13 protein-coding genes are annotated in these 18,456 nt (G+C 64.1%); 8 read left to right on the top strand and 5 right to left on the bottom strand.

Annotated elements, in window-relative coordinates; all coding sequences use genetic code 11:
- Positions 1-104 precede the first annotated feature (104 nt).
- The 5 genes from AC56KW_RS19030 to AC56KW_RS19050 form a co-directional block, all read right to left on the bottom strand.
- Positions 105-1,481 carry a TolC family outer membrane protein gene (locus AC56KW_RS19030; RefSeq protein ID WP_497172236.1) on the bottom strand — a complete coding sequence of 459 codons (1,377 nt, stop codon included), beginning with the start codon at positions 1,479-1,481 and terminating at the stop codon, positions 105-107.
- Positions 1,481-2,839: an HlyD family type I secretion periplasmic adaptor subunit gene (locus tag AC56KW_RS19035; protein WP_497172237.1), complete on the bottom strand. Its 1,359-nt coding sequence runs from the start codon at positions 2,837-2,839 to the stop codon at positions 1,481-1,483. The genes AC56KW_RS19030 and AC56KW_RS19035 overlap by 1 nt, the downstream gene beginning before the upstream one ends.
- A 3-nt stretch (positions 2,840-2,842) precedes the next feature.
- Positions 2,843-4,696 (bottom strand): type I secretion system permease/ATPase, encoded by a 1,854-nt coding sequence (locus AC56KW_RS19040; RefSeq protein ID WP_497172238.1) that lies wholly within the window; start codon positions 4,694-4,696, stop codon positions 2,843-2,845.
- A 221-nt stretch (positions 4,697-4,917) separates the two neighbouring features.
- Complete coding sequence (locus tag AC56KW_RS19045; RefSeq protein ID WP_497172239.1) at positions 4,918-7,095, bottom strand: DUF4214 domain-containing protein; 2,178 nt, start codon at positions 7,093-7,095, stop codon at positions 4,918-4,920.
- A gap of 478 nt (positions 7,096-7,573) precedes the next feature.
- Positions 7,574-8,989 (bottom strand): FecR family protein, encoded by a 1,416-nt coding sequence (locus tag AC56KW_RS19050; protein ID WP_497172240.1) that lies wholly within the window; start codon positions 8,987-8,989, stop codon positions 7,574-7,576.
- Positions 8,990-9,211: 222 nt separating this feature from the next.
- Between AC56KW_RS19050 and AC56KW_RS19055 the strand changes: the two genes are divergently transcribed.
- From AC56KW_RS19055 to AC56KW_RS19090, 8 genes are all read left to right on the top strand, one after another.
- Positions 9,212-11,104, top strand: coding sequence for a CHASE2 domain-containing protein (locus AC56KW_RS19055; RefSeq protein ID WP_497172241.1), 1,893 nt, complete (start codon positions 9,212-9,214; stop codon positions 11,102-11,104).
- 5 nt (positions 11,105-11,109) lie between these two features.
- Entirely contained in the window at positions 11,110-12,399 is a 1,290-nt protein-coding gene (locus AC56KW_RS19060) for a tetratricopeptide repeat protein (protein WP_497172242.1), read from the top strand.
- A 2-nt stretch (positions 12,400-12,401) separates the two neighbouring features.
- A complete protein-coding gene (locus AC56KW_RS19065; protein ID WP_497172243.1) occupies positions 12,402-13,556 on the top strand; it encodes an acyltransferase family protein in 1,155 nt (384 codons plus the stop codon).
- 207 nt (positions 13,557-13,763) lie between these two features.
- The gene (locus AC56KW_RS19070; protein ID WP_497172244.1) at positions 13,764-14,093 is read left to right on the top strand and encodes a VanZ family protein; all 330 of its coding nucleotides are present in this window, start codon (positions 13,764-13,766) and stop codon (positions 14,091-14,093) included.
- Between the two features lie 8 nt (positions 14,094-14,101).
- A complete protein-coding gene (locus AC56KW_RS19075) occupies positions 14,102-14,851 on the top strand; it encodes a Crp/Fnr family transcriptional regulator (protein ID WP_497172245.1) in 750 nt (249 codons plus the stop codon).
- A gap of 193 nt (positions 14,852-15,044) precedes the next feature.
- Positions 15,045-15,845 (top strand): ABC transporter permease, encoded by an 801-nt coding sequence (locus AC56KW_RS19080; RefSeq protein ID WP_497172246.1) that lies wholly within the window; start codon positions 15,045-15,047, stop codon positions 15,843-15,845.
- On the top strand, positions 15,845-17,062 hold the full coding sequence (locus AC56KW_RS19085) for an ABC transporter ATP-binding protein (protein WP_497172247.1): 1,218 nt from the start codon (positions 15,845-15,847) through the stop codon (positions 17,060-17,062). The genes AC56KW_RS19080 and AC56KW_RS19085 overlap by 1 nt, the downstream gene beginning before the upstream one ends.
- Positions 17,059-18,456 carry an FkbM family methyltransferase gene (locus AC56KW_RS19090; protein WP_497172248.1) on the top strand — a complete coding sequence of 466 codons (1,398 nt, stop codon included), beginning with the start codon at positions 17,059-17,061 and terminating at the stop codon, positions 18,454-18,456. The genes AC56KW_RS19085 and AC56KW_RS19090 overlap by 4 nt, the downstream gene beginning before the upstream one ends.

An 18,456-nucleotide genomic window follows, 5' to 3' on the forward strand; every position in this document is an offset into this window, starting at 1 on the left:
CTCCATGTGAATTGGAGAGAAAAATATAGCGTTAAAAAAAGATCAACGTCGCGAGATACGGCCGGGTGCGCCGGGTTGGGCCGGCGAACGCCGGCCCGGAGGAATTACTGCCGGAAGTAGGCGGCAATCTCGCGGATCACCTGCGAATCCAGGTTGCCCGCCGCAGCGCGCAGGCGAATCACGCCGAGCAGGTAGCCGTAGCGGGCCTGGGCCAGGTCGCGCTGGCTGACGAACAGCGTCTGCTGGGCGTTGAGCAGGTCGAGGTTGATGCGTACCCCGCCTTTGATGCTCTGCTCGGTGGCGGTCATCAGGACTTTACCGGACTCGACTGCCTTGACCAGCGCCTCGACCTTGCGGCTGCTGCTCTCGACAATACTGTGCGCGCGGCGCAGCTCGACCAGGATCTCGTTGGTGCGCGCATCCAGTTCCGCTTGCGCGCGGCCGTAGTTGGCGGCCGCCTGGCGCGTAGCCGAGCTGATCGCACCGCCCGAATAGATCGGGACATTGAGCTGGATACCGAGCTGGCGGTTGGTCGATTCGGTGCCGAGCTGGTTCAGGGACTCGCTGTCCGCCTTGTTATAGGTGGCAAGAAAGTCCAGGCGTGGCGCATGGCCGGCGCGCTGGCGCTGGATTTCCAGGCGCTGGTTCTCGACCGCGAGGCGCGTGGTGGCCAGGGTGTTGTTGTTGGCCAGCGCCAGCTTTTCCCATTCATCGTACGACGCCACATCTTGCGGCAGCGGACGGAAATTGTCGCCCAGCTGGTCGAGGCGGCCCGGGTCCATGCCGATCACGCCCTGCAGCGTCTCGCGCGCGGCCTTGAGGTTGTCCTCGGCCTCGATCAGCTGGGCCTCGGCCAGGTCGTAGCGCGCCTGGGTCTCGAGCATGTCGGTGCGCGTGCCTTCGCCGCGGTCGAACAGGCGGGCGTTGACCTTCTGCTGTTCCTGGTACATATCGCGCTGCACCTTCGACAGCGCGACCTGGTCTTCGGCGAACAGCGCATCCATATAGGCCTGGGCCACGCGCACCGCGACTTCGTCGGTGCCCGCCTCGAGCGCCTGCGCGCTCTGGGCGTCCTGCACCTTGCCCTGGCGGTAGCGCACGAAGGCGTCCAGGTTCAGGATCGGCTGGCGCAGCTGTACGGTGGACGAGCGGCTGATGTAGCGCGGATGGTCGGTCGAGGGCGCAACCACGCCGGTCAGCTGATTCCTGGCAAGCTGGGTCCGGTCCGAGATATTGCGGTTCACCGAATGGCTGCCTGTCACGCTCGGCAGCAGGCCGGCGCGGCCCTGGATGGCGATCTCGCGGCCGGCTTCGCGCTCCTGGATGCGCATCCGGTAGACCGGATCGTTGCGCAGCGCCGCTTCATACGCCTGCTGCAGCGACAGCGCGTGGGCCGGCACGGCGAAGGCGAGGCCGATGGCGGCGCCGAGGGCGCCGCGCGCGAAGACGGCGCGCAGGCGGGTCATCGACGGGCCGCGCATCACTCGCCTCCCATTGCCGCCGGCATGCGGTCGAGGATCGGACGGAACAGGTAGTTCATCATGGTGCGTTCGCCAGTCTTGACGAACAGCTCCACCGGCATGCCCGGACGAGCGTCCATCTTGTGCTGAGCCATCATCTGGTGGCCCTTCGGCGTGACTTTCACCTTGACGACGTAGTATGGGTTGCCGGTGCGCTCGTCGACCTGGCGGTCGGCAGCGACCAAGGTCACCTCGCCTTCGATATGCGGCGTCTTGTTGGAATTGAATGCAGAGAAGATCAGCTCGACCTTCAGGCCCGGATGCACCTTGTCGATCAGGTTGACCGGCAACTGGCCTTCGACGACCAGCGGATCGCCTTCCGGCACGATGTCCATCAGCTTGAAGCCGGACGGGATCACGCCGCCGTTGGTAAACACCGCCAGGCCGACCACGGTGCCGGCGACTGGTGCGCGCACGTCGACGTTCGACAACTGGAACTGCTCGGCGGTCAGGCGCGCGTGCTGGGCATCGGCTTCGCGCTGCATCTCGTTCATCGAGCTGCGCACTTCCTTCTGGTAGTCTTGCGTTGCCTGGGTCTTGCGCAGGGTCAGCTCCAGCACCTGGCGCTGCGAGCGGCCGATATTGCCGATGTCTTCCGACACCGCGCCGCTCAGCTGGGCGTAAGTGCGCTCCAGTTCGAGCAGGCGGTTGCGTGCGACATAGCCTTCCTTGGCCAGGTCGCGCATGCCGTCCAGTTGCTCCTTGAGCAGCGACATCTGTTCTTTCTTGCTGTCGCGTGACTCTTGCAGGCCCTGGATCTGCATCTTGAGGCCGGCGATGCTTTCATCGACGCCGCTCACCTGGCTCTGCAGCGCATTCTGGCGCGACAGCAGCAAGCCGTTCTGCGAGCTGATCAGGTCAGCCACCGCGGGTTCGGCGCGGCGCTGTTCGATCTCGGCCGGGAACTTGATGGTCTTCGCACCGTCACGTTCAGCGGTCAGGCGCGCCACGTTGGCCAGCGCCGACAGGTATTGCACCTCGGTCAGCTGGACCGCCGACTTGGCGGTCACCGGATTCATGCGCGCCACCACCTGGCCTTCCTTGACCTGGTCGCCATCACGCACCAGCAGTTGCTGCACGGTGCCGCCGGTCAGGTGCTGGACCGCCTGGCGGTTCGACTGCGCCGCCACCGTGCCGCTCATCGGCACGCCCTTGTCGATCGGGGCGAGAAACGCCCACAGCAGAAAGCCGCCGAAGCCGAGCAGCACCAGCAGCCAGCCGATGCGGCTGAACCTGCTAGAGTCGGTATCGACATCGACCGGCTCGACGGTATGGGAGATGACTTCCGAAGCTTGTTCCTGTTTCTTTACGAGTTGCATGTTTTACTGTCCCTGTTCCGTGGTCGCGGAAGTGTTGCCGCCCTGCTCTGCGGGCGCCGGTGCCTGTGGCTGCGGTTTGGCCGGCGGCTGTGCCTTGGCCTGTGCCTGCTTGGCCAGTAATGCCTGGCCCTTGGCGGCGAGCGCCGCCTTCTGCGCCTCGATCTGCTTTTGGTTGGCTTCGTTGATGGCTTCCAGGACCTTCTTGGTCGGACCGAAGGCAGCTACCCCGCCGTCGCGCATCATGAGCAGCTTGGTGGTCGCGTTGAGCGCCGACTGGCGGTGGGTGATCAAGACGATGGTCTTGCCGCGCGAGCGCAGCTCGAGCACCGCTTTCACGAGCGCCGCCTCGCCGACTTCGTCCAGGTTCGAGTTCGGTTCGTCCAGCACCAGGAGCGCCGGATCGTCGTACATGGCGCGGGCCAGCGCCAGGCGCTGGCGCTGGCCGCCGGACAGGCCGGCGCCGCCGTCACCCAGCTTGGTGTCGTAGCCTTCCGGCAGGTGCAGGATCATGTCGTGCACGCCGGCACGCTGGGCGGCAACCACGACTTTTTCGGCATCGACTTCGCCAAAGCGTGCAATATTGTCGGACACGGTGCCGGCGAACAGCTCGATCGATTGCGGCAGGTAACCGATGTGCGGGCCAAGCTCGGCCTTGTTCCACTGGTAGATATCGGCGCCGTCCAGGCGTACCTTGCCCATCATCGCCGGCCATACGCCGATCAGCAGGCGCGCCAGGGTCGACTTGCCGGAGCCGCTCGGCCCGACCACGCCCAGCACGTCGCCCGGCTCGAGGGCGAAACTGACGTTGCGCACCACCGGCGCCTTGGCGCCCGGTGGCGAGGCGGTGACGGCTTCGACCGTCAGGGCGCCGCGTGGCTTCGGCAGCGACATGCCCGTTTCGCGCTTCGGATTCGCTTCCAGGAGGGCGACCAGGCGGGTATAGGCGCTGCGGGTGCTGCCAACGCTCTTCCAGGCGCCGATCACCTGCTGCACCGGCTGCATGGCGCGGCCGACCAGGATCGAGGCGGCGATCATCATGCCGGCCGACATCTTGTGTTCGATCACCAGCAGCGCGCCGAGACCCAGCACCAGCGACTGCAGCGACAGTTGCACGAACTTGGTGCCGGCATTGATCATGCCGGCCTTATTGCTGGCGCTGGCCTGCAGGCTTAGGAACTTGCTGTGCACCTTGAACCAGCGGCCCATCACGTTCGGCAGCATGCCCATCGACTCGATGACTTCGGCGTTACGCAGGTTATTGGTGGCCATGGTGTTGGCTTCCACCGACAGCGAGTTGGCCTCGGACAGCGGTTTGCGCGTGACTTTTTCATTGACCACGGCCAGCACGATCAGGATCAAGGTGCCGCCAAGGGCGAAGAAGCCCAGCGGCACCTGGAAGAAGAAGATGATCGCCAGGTAGATCGGGAACCATGGGGCGTCGAAAAAGGCGAACAGCGCATTGCCGGTCAAGAACTGACGGACATTGGTCAGGTCGGACATCGCCTGGCCCGCATTCGCGCCCGACGTCTTCAGGTTCTGCTGGAAAGCGGCCGTGTACACGCGCTTGTTCATCATCATGTCGAAGCGGTTACCGACGCGCACCAGCACGAAGGAACGGATCATCTCGAGCGACGCCAGCATCAGGTAGGCGCCGAGCAGCAGGACCGTCAGCATGGCCAGGGTCAGCTCGTTCTGGCTGGCCAGGACGCGGTCGTAGACCTGCATCATGTACAGCGACGGCGCCAGCGCCAGCATGTTCGTGATCGCGCTGAACACGCCGATCGTGATGAAGGTGCGCTTGAAGATCTGCAACGCCTCGGTGATTTCGTTCTTCGGCTTGGAGAAGTTATTTTTCATATCGGTGAGACTGGAAACGACATTCGGTGGCGTGTCGCGGTTCGCCGTCGAAGCATGGGGTTAGCAAGCTCGGCACGACATTATGAGGCATAACACTTGAAAAATGTGATGCAGATCACACAATCTGTCGTTTCCGTGCGAAAAAAAACCCCGCAACCGAAGTTGCGGGGTTTTCGTCGCTTACGGCCAGTGGCTGGCCGCGGCGCCTTCTCAAGCCATCATTACAGGGTGATGATGCCGTTTTCGAAGGTCAGGTCGTCGATGCTCACGCCGGTCAGGGTAACGGTGTGCACGTCGCCCGAATCCGAGCCATAGTTCTTCGACTCAATGGTGATGACAGCGTTGTTGCCGCTCTGAGTGAAGAATACTTCCAGTGCGTTGTCGTTGCCGGTGCTCAGTGCGCCTTTGTTCAGGGTGAAGCCCGAACCGACGAACAGGACGTCATCGCCCGAACGGCCGAAGTTGGTCACGGTCGAGTTCACGGTGCCAGCAACAAAGATGTCTGCATCGGTGGTGCCGAAGTTGCTTGCACCCAGGGTGATTGGGGTAGCGTATTCTTCAGCAGTGAACTCGGCGATTGCGTCGGCGGTTGCTTTTTGCAGGCCTTCCAGCTCCTTAGCAACTGCTTGTGCATCTTCCAGGGCTTCACGTGCGTCCGCCAGTGCGTCAATGGCAGCTTTCGCGCCTTCGGTGCCCAAAGTTGCAACGCGAACGTCCATGTCATCGCTGGTAGCGTTGGTCTGTGCAGTTTCGAAACGGGTTACCAGAGGATCATTGTCGGTCAGCAGAGTCTGCTGTGCTGGGGTTTTGGTTTCAGCAGCGATTGCAGCAGCCAAGCCTTCGATTTCAGCGACTTCTGCAGTTACCAGGCCCAGGGTGCCTTCTTCAGCACTGACTACGGCGTTAGCCAGTTTGGTGGTGTTACTAGCGTTGAAGGTGTTGATCTGAGCTTGGAAAGCTTCCAGGGCATCAGTTGCTTCTTCAGCTGCCAGTTCCAGTTCCTCGTAGTTGGCGTCGTCTTCATCGGCTGCTGCGAAGGCTGCGGCAGCGGTCACCGAGGTCGCGCTCAGGGCGCTCAGTTCATTGACGATTTCGTTATAGGTCGGCTTGGTAGCGTCTTTTGGCTTGGTTTCAATGAACTTGAACGAGGTTGCCAGCACAACGCCCGACTGATCCAGCAGTTCGACGCGCAGTTGTGCCAGAGCAGCGGCTTCTTGAGCAGCTTCGATTTCGTCGTAAGCAGCGTCCAGGTTGTTACCTGCGGCGACCAGAGCGCTCAGGCCCTGATAGTTGCTCGCGGTAACGCCAGTTGCGACTTTCCAGGTACCATCAGCAGACTGGGAAGCGATGGTCTTGCCAGTGCTATCGGTCACGGTGCTCAAGCCACTTTCTTCATCGAAAGTGATTTCTGCGCCAACGTTACGACCGTAGAAAGTGGTTGCAGCGCTCGAGTATGCTGCCTGCACATCGACTGCGTCGTCACGAGCGGTTTCCGCAGCGTCTTTTGCCGAGGTCGAAGCGGCGATAGCGTTAGCCAAACCCGTAACCTTGGCGACCGCATCTTGCGCGGCCTTCAAGACTTTGTTAGCTTCGACTTGGGTCTCAGCGTTCAGCTCTACCTGATCAGCGATCAGTGCAGCTTGCACGCCTTCGCTTGCGTCTGCGAAATCTTCATCTTCGATCAGCTCGATCAGGTCTTCTTTAGCTGCATCGACAGCAGCAGTCACGCTATCTTCGTCAGCTTCTTCCAGGTCGTTAGCTTCAGCGAATTCTTCGTAGAACGCTTTCTCAGCAGCTTGAGCAGCGCCCAGAGCGGCCAGGCCGTTTGCCAGGGTGAACGGCACGCCAGCTTTGATCACGGCAGCAACGTGCGCGTCCAGAGCAGTCTTTTCGACAGCAGCGGTGGCGTCAGCAGCGGTGGTGATGTCTGCCAGCAGTGCTTTAGCTGCGTCATTAGCTTCCTTGCCAGCGTAGCCAGCTTTTTCAGCGTCGGTGTCCAGTGCATTGGTGAAGGCGACGGCAACGGTAACTTTAGCGTTGAAAGCGTCTTTGTCGGTGCCTTGCGCGCCTTCCGAGATCAGACGGACGACGTTGTCGACGGTCATGTCTTTGTTGGTCAGTGCTTTGACCCAGAATGCCAGGCCATCGCTGTCAGGAGCGTGACCGAACAGGTTGTTATACACCTGGGTGACGATGCCAGCGAAGTTCGACTGGCTGTATTCCACTTGGTATTCCAGCGAAGTTGCGAACGCAGCCGAGATTTGAGCGATCTTCTCTTCAGCGGTACCAGCGCCGGTTTCCATGTAGTTGGCCCAGTGGGCGATGCCACTAGCGTCTGCAGGACGGTTGAAGTAAGCCACGTACAGCTGTTGAATTTGGGTGTCGTACTGGGTTGCCATTAAAAGCTCCTGTGTAGATCGAAATGATCAGGTTTTAAGTCGTTTGCAGTATCACGAGCGTGTCCTGCAGCTCCAACGCTCCGCATCATGACAGAACATATAGCGAGATAATGTGACAGCCATCACATCGAATCACCATATTTCTTTCAGGCATTTGGAAATTCGGTACGGCATTATCAAATAATCGCTGGCCTAGCGCAAGATTTGGCCCAATTCCCCAGCGAATCGGGACTTTCGTGACATTTGGAGATAATTAAACTTTGTTCCATAGTGGAAGAGCAGCTTACAAATTGAAACAAAAAAATGACCTAAAAAAGCCATACTACATTCTTATTTCCGGCTGGAATGATGGAACCGCCTTCGATGGAAGTGAGACCACATACGAGCGCGCCGCCCAAGTGTATTTACAAAAGAAAAAAACGGCGCTGGAAAATCAGCGCCGCATCGCATATTTATGTAAGAAAATGAGATCATTCGATTAGGGTGACATTGGCGTCCAATAGGTACCACCGTTGACCGTACGACGATCGTCGATACGACCATCGAAAATATAGGCCGCGCCGCCCTTCTTCTCATTAGTAAGCAAACCTTGGATGTTCAGGTGACCGGGACGTCCATCCGCAGCACCATATAATCCACCGTCTGCACTCACCGCCCCATCACCGCGAAAGCGATATTTTTCATCCCGACGCGACAGGTCGAATGACGTTGTGAAGCTGCGCTTGTCGAAGTCAACATCCAGCTTGCCATTCGACAGCGTTGCCGCCGAAGCCGAATACGTCGTGCCGTAGTCGGTATAGATATAGGCTTCGCTTTCGGCCAGCTTGAAGCCCATGGCACCGCGTTCCGGCACCACGTATTCCTGGCCGGAAGTCCGCAGGATCGCGAAGTTACCGTTCACGGCAATCAGCTGGTTCTTGGCCATTGCAAGCGTCAAGTTGAAATCCGGTGCCGGACCGGTCACGCGTTGCCAGCGTCCCCATTGGATGCCAGCGTGTCGCACCGGAGTAGGAGGCTCGCTCGGCATTACCACCGGTGGCTGCGGCTCGGATGGATGCGATGGCTCGGCTGGTTGCGTCGGCTCCATCGGTTGTGTGGGTGCTGTCGGCTGGGTCGGGCCCGCCCCCGGTCCAGGAACCGTAGGTGTCGATGGATCTGGCGTCGGACCCGGCAGCGGCTTCGACACCTGACTGTTGACGTTGTCGGCCACCTTCTCGCTCTTCTTGACGTCAACGTTCATTTCCACCTGGGTCGCCGTCCCGGTGCGCGATGGCGCCAGCGCCACCGGTGCGCCGGCCGGCACCACATGCGCCTCGGGTACCACGCTGGTGCCATTCATCAGCTGCGGCGCCGCGGCGCCCTGCTGGATCTGCAGCAGCTGCCCGCGCTGGGCCGCCGACAGCTCGCGGCTGCGCGCGCCTTCGCAGGGTCCGCCGCCGTCCGGACGGCAGGCGTCGCCGAAACCGCTTACCACGACGCCGCCCGACAGCACCGACACGCGCGACGTGGTGGCGTCGGTGAACACCGTGAAATCGGTGCCGCGCACGCCGATGGCCGCGACCGGGGTATTGAAACGGAAATTCTGGCGCGCGCGCTTGACCTCGTCGCCCGACTTGCTGCGCGCCACGCCGCTGATCAGCTCGAGCTTGACACGGGTGTTTTCCGGATTGGCGCGGTCGATATGGTAGGCGACGATGCGCGCCTTGGTATTCGGACGAAGGATGAACAGGCCATTGTCGGTCGTCTTGACATAGATGAAGCCGTCGGCGCCGGTCTGCAGCAGCTCGCCTTCCTGCACGGCGTCACCCTCCGCCGCCTTGCGGTCCACAACCTGTGCTGCGCCCGCAACAAAGATGACCTTGCCAGCTTCGGCCGCCTGTACGGCAGAAGCCATCAATGTCATACTCGCAAGAATAATTAACCGCCGCATATTACTTTCCCTCCATTTTCGCGATTATCCGCCGCACTCGAGCCCGCCGGACGTGACGACGATCACATTCTATACATTTCTCAAACGTGCCTCGGTATAATTTCCCTCTAGAATCTACGCCTTGCGCCAGGCCACCGATATACTCGGTATCCACTGACTAGCCGTTGCTATTTGACCACACCGAGCGTGCCCGCCTTTCCCTCTTCTTCGAGCCTGCGCCTCCCGCGCCTGCGCCGCGGCGCGGTGCAGGCGTGCATATCGCTGCTCGCCTTCCTGCTGTGCGTGTACGCGCAGTCTCAGGTCGGCAGGTCGGCTTTCGGCAACGAGTGGCTGCGCGATGTGTTCGTCGAGCTGCGCGCCACCGATGCGCCCGAGCCGCGCATTCTGGTCGTGGACATCGACGAGACCAGTACCGGACGCCTCGGGTCGTGGCCGTGGCCGCGCGCGCGCGTGGCCGATCTGGTCGAGACCCTGCTGAGCGATTACGCCGTGCGCGGCGTCGCCCTCGACATCGTGTTTCCCGATGCCGCCGACCCGGAAGGCGATGCGCGGCTGGCGGCATTGGCCGGCTTCGGCCCGGTGGTGCTGGCGCACGCCTTCGATTACCTGCGCGACCGCCCGGTCGCCCTGCGCCAGGGCGACCTCGCACGCGCGCCTGCGCAGTTGCCCGGTGCTCCGGCGGCGGCCCTGCCCGCCAGCGGCTTCATCGCCAACCACGCCGGCCTGACCAACGCGCGCCAGGTCGGCAATATCGGCTTCGTGCCCGATCCGGACGGCGTGCTGCGCCGCCTGCCGCTGTGGACTTCCTTCGAAGGAAAAAGCTGGCCGGCCTTGTCGCTGGCCCTGCTGGGCTGCTGCTCCGGCAAGCCGGCGCCGCTGGTGGATGGCGCATCGCAGACGCGCGTGGATTTCCAGCGCGACTGGAGCGCCTATACGGTGGTCACCGCCGCCGAGGTGCTGGAGCGCGCCTATCCGCGCGAAGACCTGGCCGGGCGCCTGGTGCTGATCGGGTCGTCGTCCCTGGGCCAGGGCGACCGCGTCGCGACCCCGCTCGGCAGCAACCGGCCCGGCCTGGGCGTGCAGGCCGCGATGCTGTCGCAGCTGCTTGACCTGCAAGAAGGCAAGGCGCCAGCGCGCTGGCCGGGCGCCCTGCTGGCCTTGCTGTTCGCGGCCGGCTCGGTGCTGTTCGCCATGTTCGCCTTCCCGCGCCTGTCGGCGCTGACCAGCGTCGGCCTGCTGGGGTTGATCTCCCTGGCCTGGACCGGGCTGGCATATTTCGCCAGCGCCCGCGATCCGGTGTTCTCGGTCAGCGGGCCGCTGGCCACCAACCTGTTCCTGCTGGCGTTCGCCGTCCCCTACCAGTGGCAGGTGTCGCAAACCCGTTCGCGCCACCTGCTCGACACCTTGCGCCAGTACGTCGCGCCGTCGGTGGTGCAGCAGCTGCTGCGCAGCGACATGGCCGATCCGCTCAAGCCGCGCCAGCTGGAAGTCACCACCCTGATCGCCGACATGGAAGGCTATACCGCCCAGGTCGAGGCGTTGCCGGTCGAGGAAGCCGCGCGCCTGACCCAGGAATTCCTCGATTGCCTGACGGGCCCGGTCATCGCCCACCAGGGCACGCTCGACAAGTACACCGGCGACGGCCTGGTCGCGTTCTGGGGCGCCCCGCTGCCCGAGGCGCACCACGCCGACCTGGCGCTGGACGCCGCGCAGGCGATCCTGGCGCGGGTCGACGCGCTGAGCGCAAGGCGCTGCGGCGCCGGCTACAAGCCGCTGCGGGTGCGCATCGGCATCGAGAGCGGGCCGGCGATGGCGGGCGACTTCGGCACCTCCTTCCGCAGCATCTATACCGCCGTGGGCGACAGCGTCAATACCGCCTCGCGCCTCGAGCAGGCCGCGCGCGACTATCCGCACAGCGCCATCATCGGCCCCGGCACCGTCGCGCTGGCCCGGCGCCACCGGTTCCTGGCGCTGGGCGAGCGCGTCCTGCGCGGCAAAGGCAAGCCGACACCCCTGTACACGTTCGCGCCGCCGGCCAACGCAGCGCCGGCCATGCGCAGCCTGGAGCGCCAGGCATGATATCCATGTTGTCATCAGTGAGCACACACCTGCGCCCGCATCTTGCGCCGCGTTTTTCCCTGCATCTTTCCCGGTTTGCGCTGGCGGCTTGCCTGGCAAGCCTCGCCTCCGCCGCCGCGGCACAGCCGAACCCGCCGCCAGCCAACGAAGTCCAGATCCTGTACGAGAACGCCCTGCAGGCGATCGCCGAAGGCCGCAAGAACGACGCCTCGGACACCCTGGTGCGCGTGATCGAGAAGGAGTCGCTGCACGCCGGCGCCTACCTCGAGGTGGCGCTGGTGCAGTGCAGCCTGGGGCACGTGGACGAAGCCGAGCGCCTGTTCGCCATCATCGAGACGCGCTTCGATCCGCCGCGCGCGATCCTGGAACTGATCGCCGAGGCGCGCGACACCGGCTGCGACCAGTGGCAGCCGCTGGCCGCGACTTCGGTCAGCGTGACGCGCGGCCTGGACATGAACGTCAACCAGGGCGCGCGCAACCCGAGCTATATCGTCGAGCAGAACGGCGGCCAGGTCGAGCTGCCGCTGCTGGACGAATTCCTGCCCCGGCACGACAACTACACCGCCCTCAACGTCGAGCACACGCGCGACCTGACGCCCAACGGCCTGACCGGCTTCGCCCAGTACTTCGGCCGCCGCAACGACTCGCTGCGCCAGTACGACAGCGACTCGGTGTACGGCGGGGTCGACAGCCAGTACCGCTTCGGCGCCTGGCCGGTGCGCGCCACCGGCATGGTCGGCTTCACCGCCCTGGGCGGCAAGCTGTACCAGCGCCAGGTGCAGCTGCTGGCGCGCACCGGGGTGCCGCTGCCGCTGCCCAGCCGCATGCAGTTGCACGTCACGGGCGGCATCACCCGCAATGATTATTCGACGCTCACCAATTTCGATTCGAATACCTATGACGTGCTGGGCCAGCTGAGCTGGCGCGGCGACAAGTTCCTCGCCAGCCTGAACCAGGGCTGGCAGGCCGACCATGCGCTGCGCGAGCGCCCGGGCGGCGACCGCCACGGCTACAGCACCACCCTGCTGCTGCGGCGCCCCCTGTGGGGCGAGCTGAGCGGAGAACTGTCATACAGCTACCAGAGCTGGCGCAGCGGCGAAGCCTATGCGCCGGGGCTGATCAATACCGTGCGCGACCAGAACACGCGGGCCGCCCGCGCCGTGCTGTCCTGGCCGATAGCAAGGAATCAATGGCTCCGCCTTGAGACACGTCTAGTGCGCAACCGCGAAAACATCTCGATCTTCCAATACGATAACCGTCAGATCCAGCTCAGCTGGCAATGGCAGGACCGCTGACCATGTCCCTGTTTTCACCCCCGGCGCGCACCCTGGGCGCCGCCACCGAGACCCACGACAACGGCTTCAACGCCGTGCGCCTGGCCTGCGCGCTGGCGGTCGTGGTGTATCACGCCTATCAGATGGCCCCGGTCGCGGCTGGGCTCGACCCTCTCACGTCCAGGCTGCGGCCGATCACCGATGTCGGCGCGCTGGCGGTCGGCATTTTCTTCTTGATCAGCGGCATGTTCGTCAGCCAGAGCTGGCTGCGCGATCCGCACCTGGGCCGTTTCGCCCTGCGCCGCGTAGCGCGCATCGTTCCCGGCCTGTTCGTCGCCACGCTGCTGTGCACCGTGGTTGCGGTGGTATTCTTTTCCGCGCGCGGCCCGGCCGGCCTGGTCGATCCCGCGCCGTGGCGCTATATCTTTGGCAACTCGGTCCTGCACTGGCTTCAATACAATATCCCTCCTGAAGAACTGAGCATTTCCTGGGTCTTCGGCGGACGCAACCTGAACGGCGTGCTGTGGACCTTGTACTGGGAAGGCCGCATGTACGTGGTGCTGGCCCTGGTCGGCGTGGCCGCGGTGATGCCGATGCGCCAGTGGCTGCGCGGCGCCGCCGTCTTCCTGCTGCTGGCGGCCAACCTGTTCCCCGACGTGCTGAGCGGTTACCTGTGGGAGGTACGCCTGTGGTCGCTGTTCCTGACCGGCGTGCTGCTGCAGACGCTGGCGCCGCAGCTGCGCATCGGCCCCGTGCACGTCGCCTGCGCGCTCGCGCTGGTGGGCCTCAACTGGACCCGTTCGGTGGCCATGACCCAGCATCCGCTGACCTGGTTCGGCATCGCCCTGCTGGTGGCTACCCTGGCGCTGTGGATCGGCAGCGCCCGCCCGCGCGGCCTGGGCCACGTGCAGCGCCACGATTATTCGTACGCCGTCTATATCTATCACTGGCCGGTGCTGATGATGCTGGGGGAGCTGGTCCCGGGCGCCACGCCGCACCTGATACTCGTCCTGTGCCTGCTGGTGCTGGCGCCGCTGTCGCTGCTGTCCTGGCACTGGATCGAGGCGCCGGCGATGCGCGCCGCGCGGCGCTGGCTGCGCCGCCGCGCCGCGGCGACCGATGCCGTCGTTCCTGCGAAGGCGGAAATCTACAACAGCACTACCACCAACGCTACGTAGGGTGGACGGCTCCGCCGTGCATGTGTTCAAACCACACCGGCTCCGCGGCAAAGCCGATACTGCTTGAACGCGTGGGCGGCAGGCCGCCCGCGCCACACGGCCCCGCGTGCCGAATTGCCGCACCCCGCAGGTAAACCACGCGCAACCGGGCCCGAGCATATACAATCATGCCCGTATGACTTTCGTTAAACAGATGGGCTCGTTGTAATGGGCTGGAACGCACTGCTGTTCGTGCTGGCCGCCGTGGCTGTCACCGTCGGCTGCCTGGTCCCCAACCGCTGGCTTCCGCCCCTCCCGAACGACAAGGTGTTGCACTTTGTCAGTTTTGCCGTCCTGACCGGACTGGCGCTGCCGTTCGCGCATGACACGTCCTCGGCCCTGCTATGGTTGGCGGGCCTGCTGCTGGCGGGCTGGCTCATCGAATGCCTGCAGTCCCTGCTGCCCGACCGGCGCTTCTGCTGGCGCGACATGGCCGCCAATGCCGGCGGCATCGCCTTCGCGACGCTCGCGACCTGCCTGGTCGCCCCGATTTTTTGAGGCATGAATTGAACCGAGATCCCGTGATCGGCACCATGACGCCATCGCCCGATGAGTCCCTGGCCCCCAAGAAGCTCGAGGCGCAGGTCCACCTGCGCAAGATTCCGCTGCTCGCCGACCTCAGCGACGAGGAACTCGCCCCCATCAAGCAGGAGTTGCGCTTCCGTCACTATGCCAAACGGGAGATTGTCCTGCAAAAAGGCGGCCATGGAGACGGCCTGCTGTTCCTTCTGTCCGGCCAGCTGCAGGTGATCGACATTACCGAAGACGGCCGCGCGATCGGCCTGCGCATGCTGGCGCCGGGCGACTTCTTCGGCGAAATCGCGCTGATCAACAATTCGACCCGCTCGGCTTCGGTGGTGGCGCTGACCGCGGTGGTGGTGGCATTCTTGCCGGCCAGCTCCGCGATGCACCTGTTCTCGCACTCGCCGTCGGTGGCGAAACAAATGCTGCGCCACCTGGCGCAGAAGATCCAGCGCGACTCCGAGTTCCGCGCGCTGCTCAGCATTAACAATACCGCCAAGCGCATCTATACGTACCTGGCGATGCAGGAACGGCGCCAGGCCGGCCCCGACGCGCCGGTCGTGCTGGAGAACCTGCCGACCCACCAGGATATTGCCAATATGATCAATACCAGCCGCGAGACCGTGACCCGCGCGCTGGCGGCCCTGGCCCAGCAGGGCATCGTGCAGAAGGATGCCAACCGCCTCGTCATCGTCAAGCCGGAAGCCCTGGACCGGCTGGTGCAGGGCGAGTAAACCACGGACGAAGTAGCACCCGGCGCTACCGCCGGGGGTGGCGCAGGCGCTGACACGTCGTTACAATTGAACAATATGTGAGCTGGACCGTGGGGTATAATTCCGCGCCTGACCCTCCTGCTTTACAAAGACAAACCACCGTGACGACAACCTTGCCGCCCCTATTCCGGGCGCTTTCCAACGCCACCGCCCCATGATTTCGCCCCTGATGCTGCGTGGCCTGTGGGCCTACCGCGGTTTCGTGCTGGGCAGCGTCAAACGCGAATTCCAGTCGAAATACGCCAATGCCATGCTGGGCGCCCTGTGGTCGGTGCTCAGCCCGCTCGCCATGATCCTGGTGTACACCGTGATCTTTTCCGAGGTCATGCGCACCCGCCTGCCCGGCGCCGAATCCGGCTTCGCCTATTCGATCTACCTGTGCGCCGGCATCCTGACCTGGGGCCTGTTCGCCGAGATCGTCGCGCGCGGCCAGACCATGTTCATCGACCAGGCCAACGTGATCAAGAAGATCAGCTTCCCGCGCATCTGCCTGCCGGTGATCGTGGTGCTCGGCTCCCTGGTCAACTTCGCCATCATCTTCGGCCTGTTCCTCGTGTTCCTGGTGGCCACCGGCAATTTCCCGGGCCTGGTGTTTGCCGCCATGCTGCCGGTGCTCGTGGTGCAGGTGCTGCTGGCGATCGGCCTGGCCATGATCGTCGGCGTACTCAATGTCTTCTTCCGCGATGTCGGCCAGTTCGTGACGATCGCGATGCAATTCTGGTTCTGGCTGACGCCGATCGTGTATCCGGCCTCGATCCTGCCCGAGGAAATCCGCGCCGCCCTGGCCTGGAACCCGATGATTCCGCTGATCCAGGCCTACCAGTCGATCCTGGTCCATGGCGTGGAACCCGACTGGGCCCCGATCGGCATGGTGGCGCTGCTGGCGCTCTTGCTGTGCGCCTTCGGCATGCGCCTGTTCCGCAAGCGCGCCGGTGAAATGGTGGATGAACTCTGATGGGCACGATTACCGTTTCCAACCTGGGCAAGGCCTACAAGACCTATCCGACCCGGCTGTCGCGCCTGGCCGAATGGATGCTGCCCGGCGGCCCGCGTCACTCGCTCAAATGGGTGCTGCGCGACGTCAGCTTCACGGTGTCGCCGGGCGAAGCCGTGGGCCTGATCGGCATCAACGGCGCGGGCAAGAGCACCCTGCTCAAGCTCATTACCGGCACTACCCAGCCGACGGTCGGCAATGTCTGGATGGATGGCAGCGTGGCCGCCCTGCTCGAACTGGGCATGGGCTTCCATCCCGACTTCACCGGCCGCCAGAACGCCTATATGTCGGGCCAGTTGCTGGGCATGACGGTCCAGGAGCTCGATGCGCTGATGCCGCAGATCGAGGCCTTCGCCGACATCGGCGACTACATGGACCAGCCGGTGCGGGTGTACTCGAGCGGCATGCAGATGCGGGTCGCGTTCTCGGTCGCCACCGCGCGCCGGCCGGATATATTGATCGTCGACGAGGCGCTGTCGGTGGGCGACGCTTATTTCCAGCACAAGAGCTTCGACCGCATCCGCCAGTTCCAGAAACAAGGCACCACCCTGCTGCTGGTTTCGCACGACAAGCAGGCGATCCAGTCGGTATGCGACCGCGCCATCCTGCTCGACGGCGGGCGCCTGGCGCGCGAAGGCAAGCCCGAAGAGATCATGGACTACTACAACGCCATGATCGCCGAGCGCGAGAACGATACCGTGCGCCAGGCCGAAATCGAAGGCAAGGTGCAGACCGTGTCCGGCACCGGCGAAGCCACCGTGCACGATATCGCCCTGCTCGACGAGCAAGGTGAACGGGTCGAGGTGGTCGACGTCGGCAGCCCGGTCACCCTCGAGGTGCGGGTCAAGGTGCATGCGCCGATTCCGCGCATGGTGCTGGGCTATATGATCAAGGACCGCCTGGGCCAGCCGATGTACGGCACCAATACCCACCTCAAGCAGCTGCCGCTCGACGACGTGGCCCCCGGCGAAGAGGTGGTCTACCGCTTCGCCTTCCCGATGAACCTGGGGCCCGGCAGCTACTCGGTGGCCACCGCCATCGTCAGCACCGACACCCACCTGGTCAACAACTACGAATGGCGCGACCTGGCCCTGGTATTCACCGTGATGAATATGCGCCGGCCCCATTTCGAAGGTTCGGCCTGGCTCGACCCGGCCATCGATATCCAACGCACATGACATTCGTTTCCTACTCCCAGAATGCCGAGGACGTGCTGCTGTGGCGCGCGCTCGGCCACGTCCCCAATGGCTTCTACATCGACGTCGGCGCCAGCGATCCGGTCGAGCATTCGGTCACCAAGGCATTGTATGAACGCGGCTGGCGCGGCATCAGCATCGAGCCGCTGCCGTCGTTCCACGCGCAGTTCGAGCAGCAGCGTCCCGGCGACGTCAACCTGGCGATCGCCGCCGGCGCCGAGAACGGCGAACTGACCCTGTACGACGTGCCCGACGTGCGCGGCTGGGCCTCGCCCGACCAGGCGGTGGCCGAGATGCACCGCGCCGAGGGACATACCATCGCCGAACTGAAGGTGCCGGTGCGCACCCTGGCCTCGGTGTGCGAAGAGCACGTGCGCGGCGAGATCCACTTCTTGAAGATCGACGTCGAAGGCTTCGAGGGCGACGTCCTGCGCGGCATGGACTTCGCACGCTGGCGCCCGTGGGTGCTGGTGATCGAAGCGACGCTGCCCAACAGCCGCGAGACCAACCACGCCAGCTGGGAAGACCTGGTCACCGGCCAGCGCTACCGGTTTGCCTGGTTCGATGGCCTGAACCGCTGGTACGTGGCCGAGGAACACCCCGAGCTGATGCAGCATTTCGGCATCCAGCCGAACGTGTTCGACGCCTATATCTCGTACCACCTGGACCGGGCCTGGGCCAATGGCGAAGCGCAGGCGAAGGCGCTGGTGGCGTCCGAGGAACGCTTGCGCACGCTGTCGGCGCAGGCTGCCGAACAGGCCGCGGCCCAGGATGCGGCGCTGCGGGCGTCCGAACAACGCCTCGGCGCGCTGGCGCGCCATGCCGAAGCCGAGGCCAAGGACGCCGAGGAGCGCCGGGTGCGGCTCGAGATTGCGCTGCGTACCGAACAGGACACCCTGGCGCGCGAAATCCGCCGCGCCGAAGAAGAAAAACACCGCGCCGACGAACAGATCGCGCTGCTGCAGGAACAGCTGGCCCATGTGCACGAAAGCGCGCGCCAGTTGTCGGACTGGGCGCGCGGCGTCGACGAGCGCCTCAAGGCCACCCTGGCCAGCACCTCGTGGAAGGTCACCCGTCCGCTGCGCGCCGCCGGCTCGCTGGTGATCGCGCTGCGCCGCCCGAACCTGGCGCGCCGCATCGTCAACCGCGTCACCGCCAACGAGCGCGTGCGGCGCCTGGTGATCCCGGTGCTGCGCCGCCATCCGGCGATCAACGAGCGCGTCACCGCCTCGATCGCCTCGATCAAGCTCGATCCGCCGCAGCAGGCGGTGTTCGGCGTCGAGGTTCCCGAAGAACTCAAGGGCTTGCCGCAGTCGGCCCGCACCGTGCTGGCCGACCTGCAACGCGCCCGCGGCCACCAGCAGTCGGATAGTTAA

The sequence above is a fragment of the Telluria sp. RT2P19 genome (assembly GCF_059685725.1).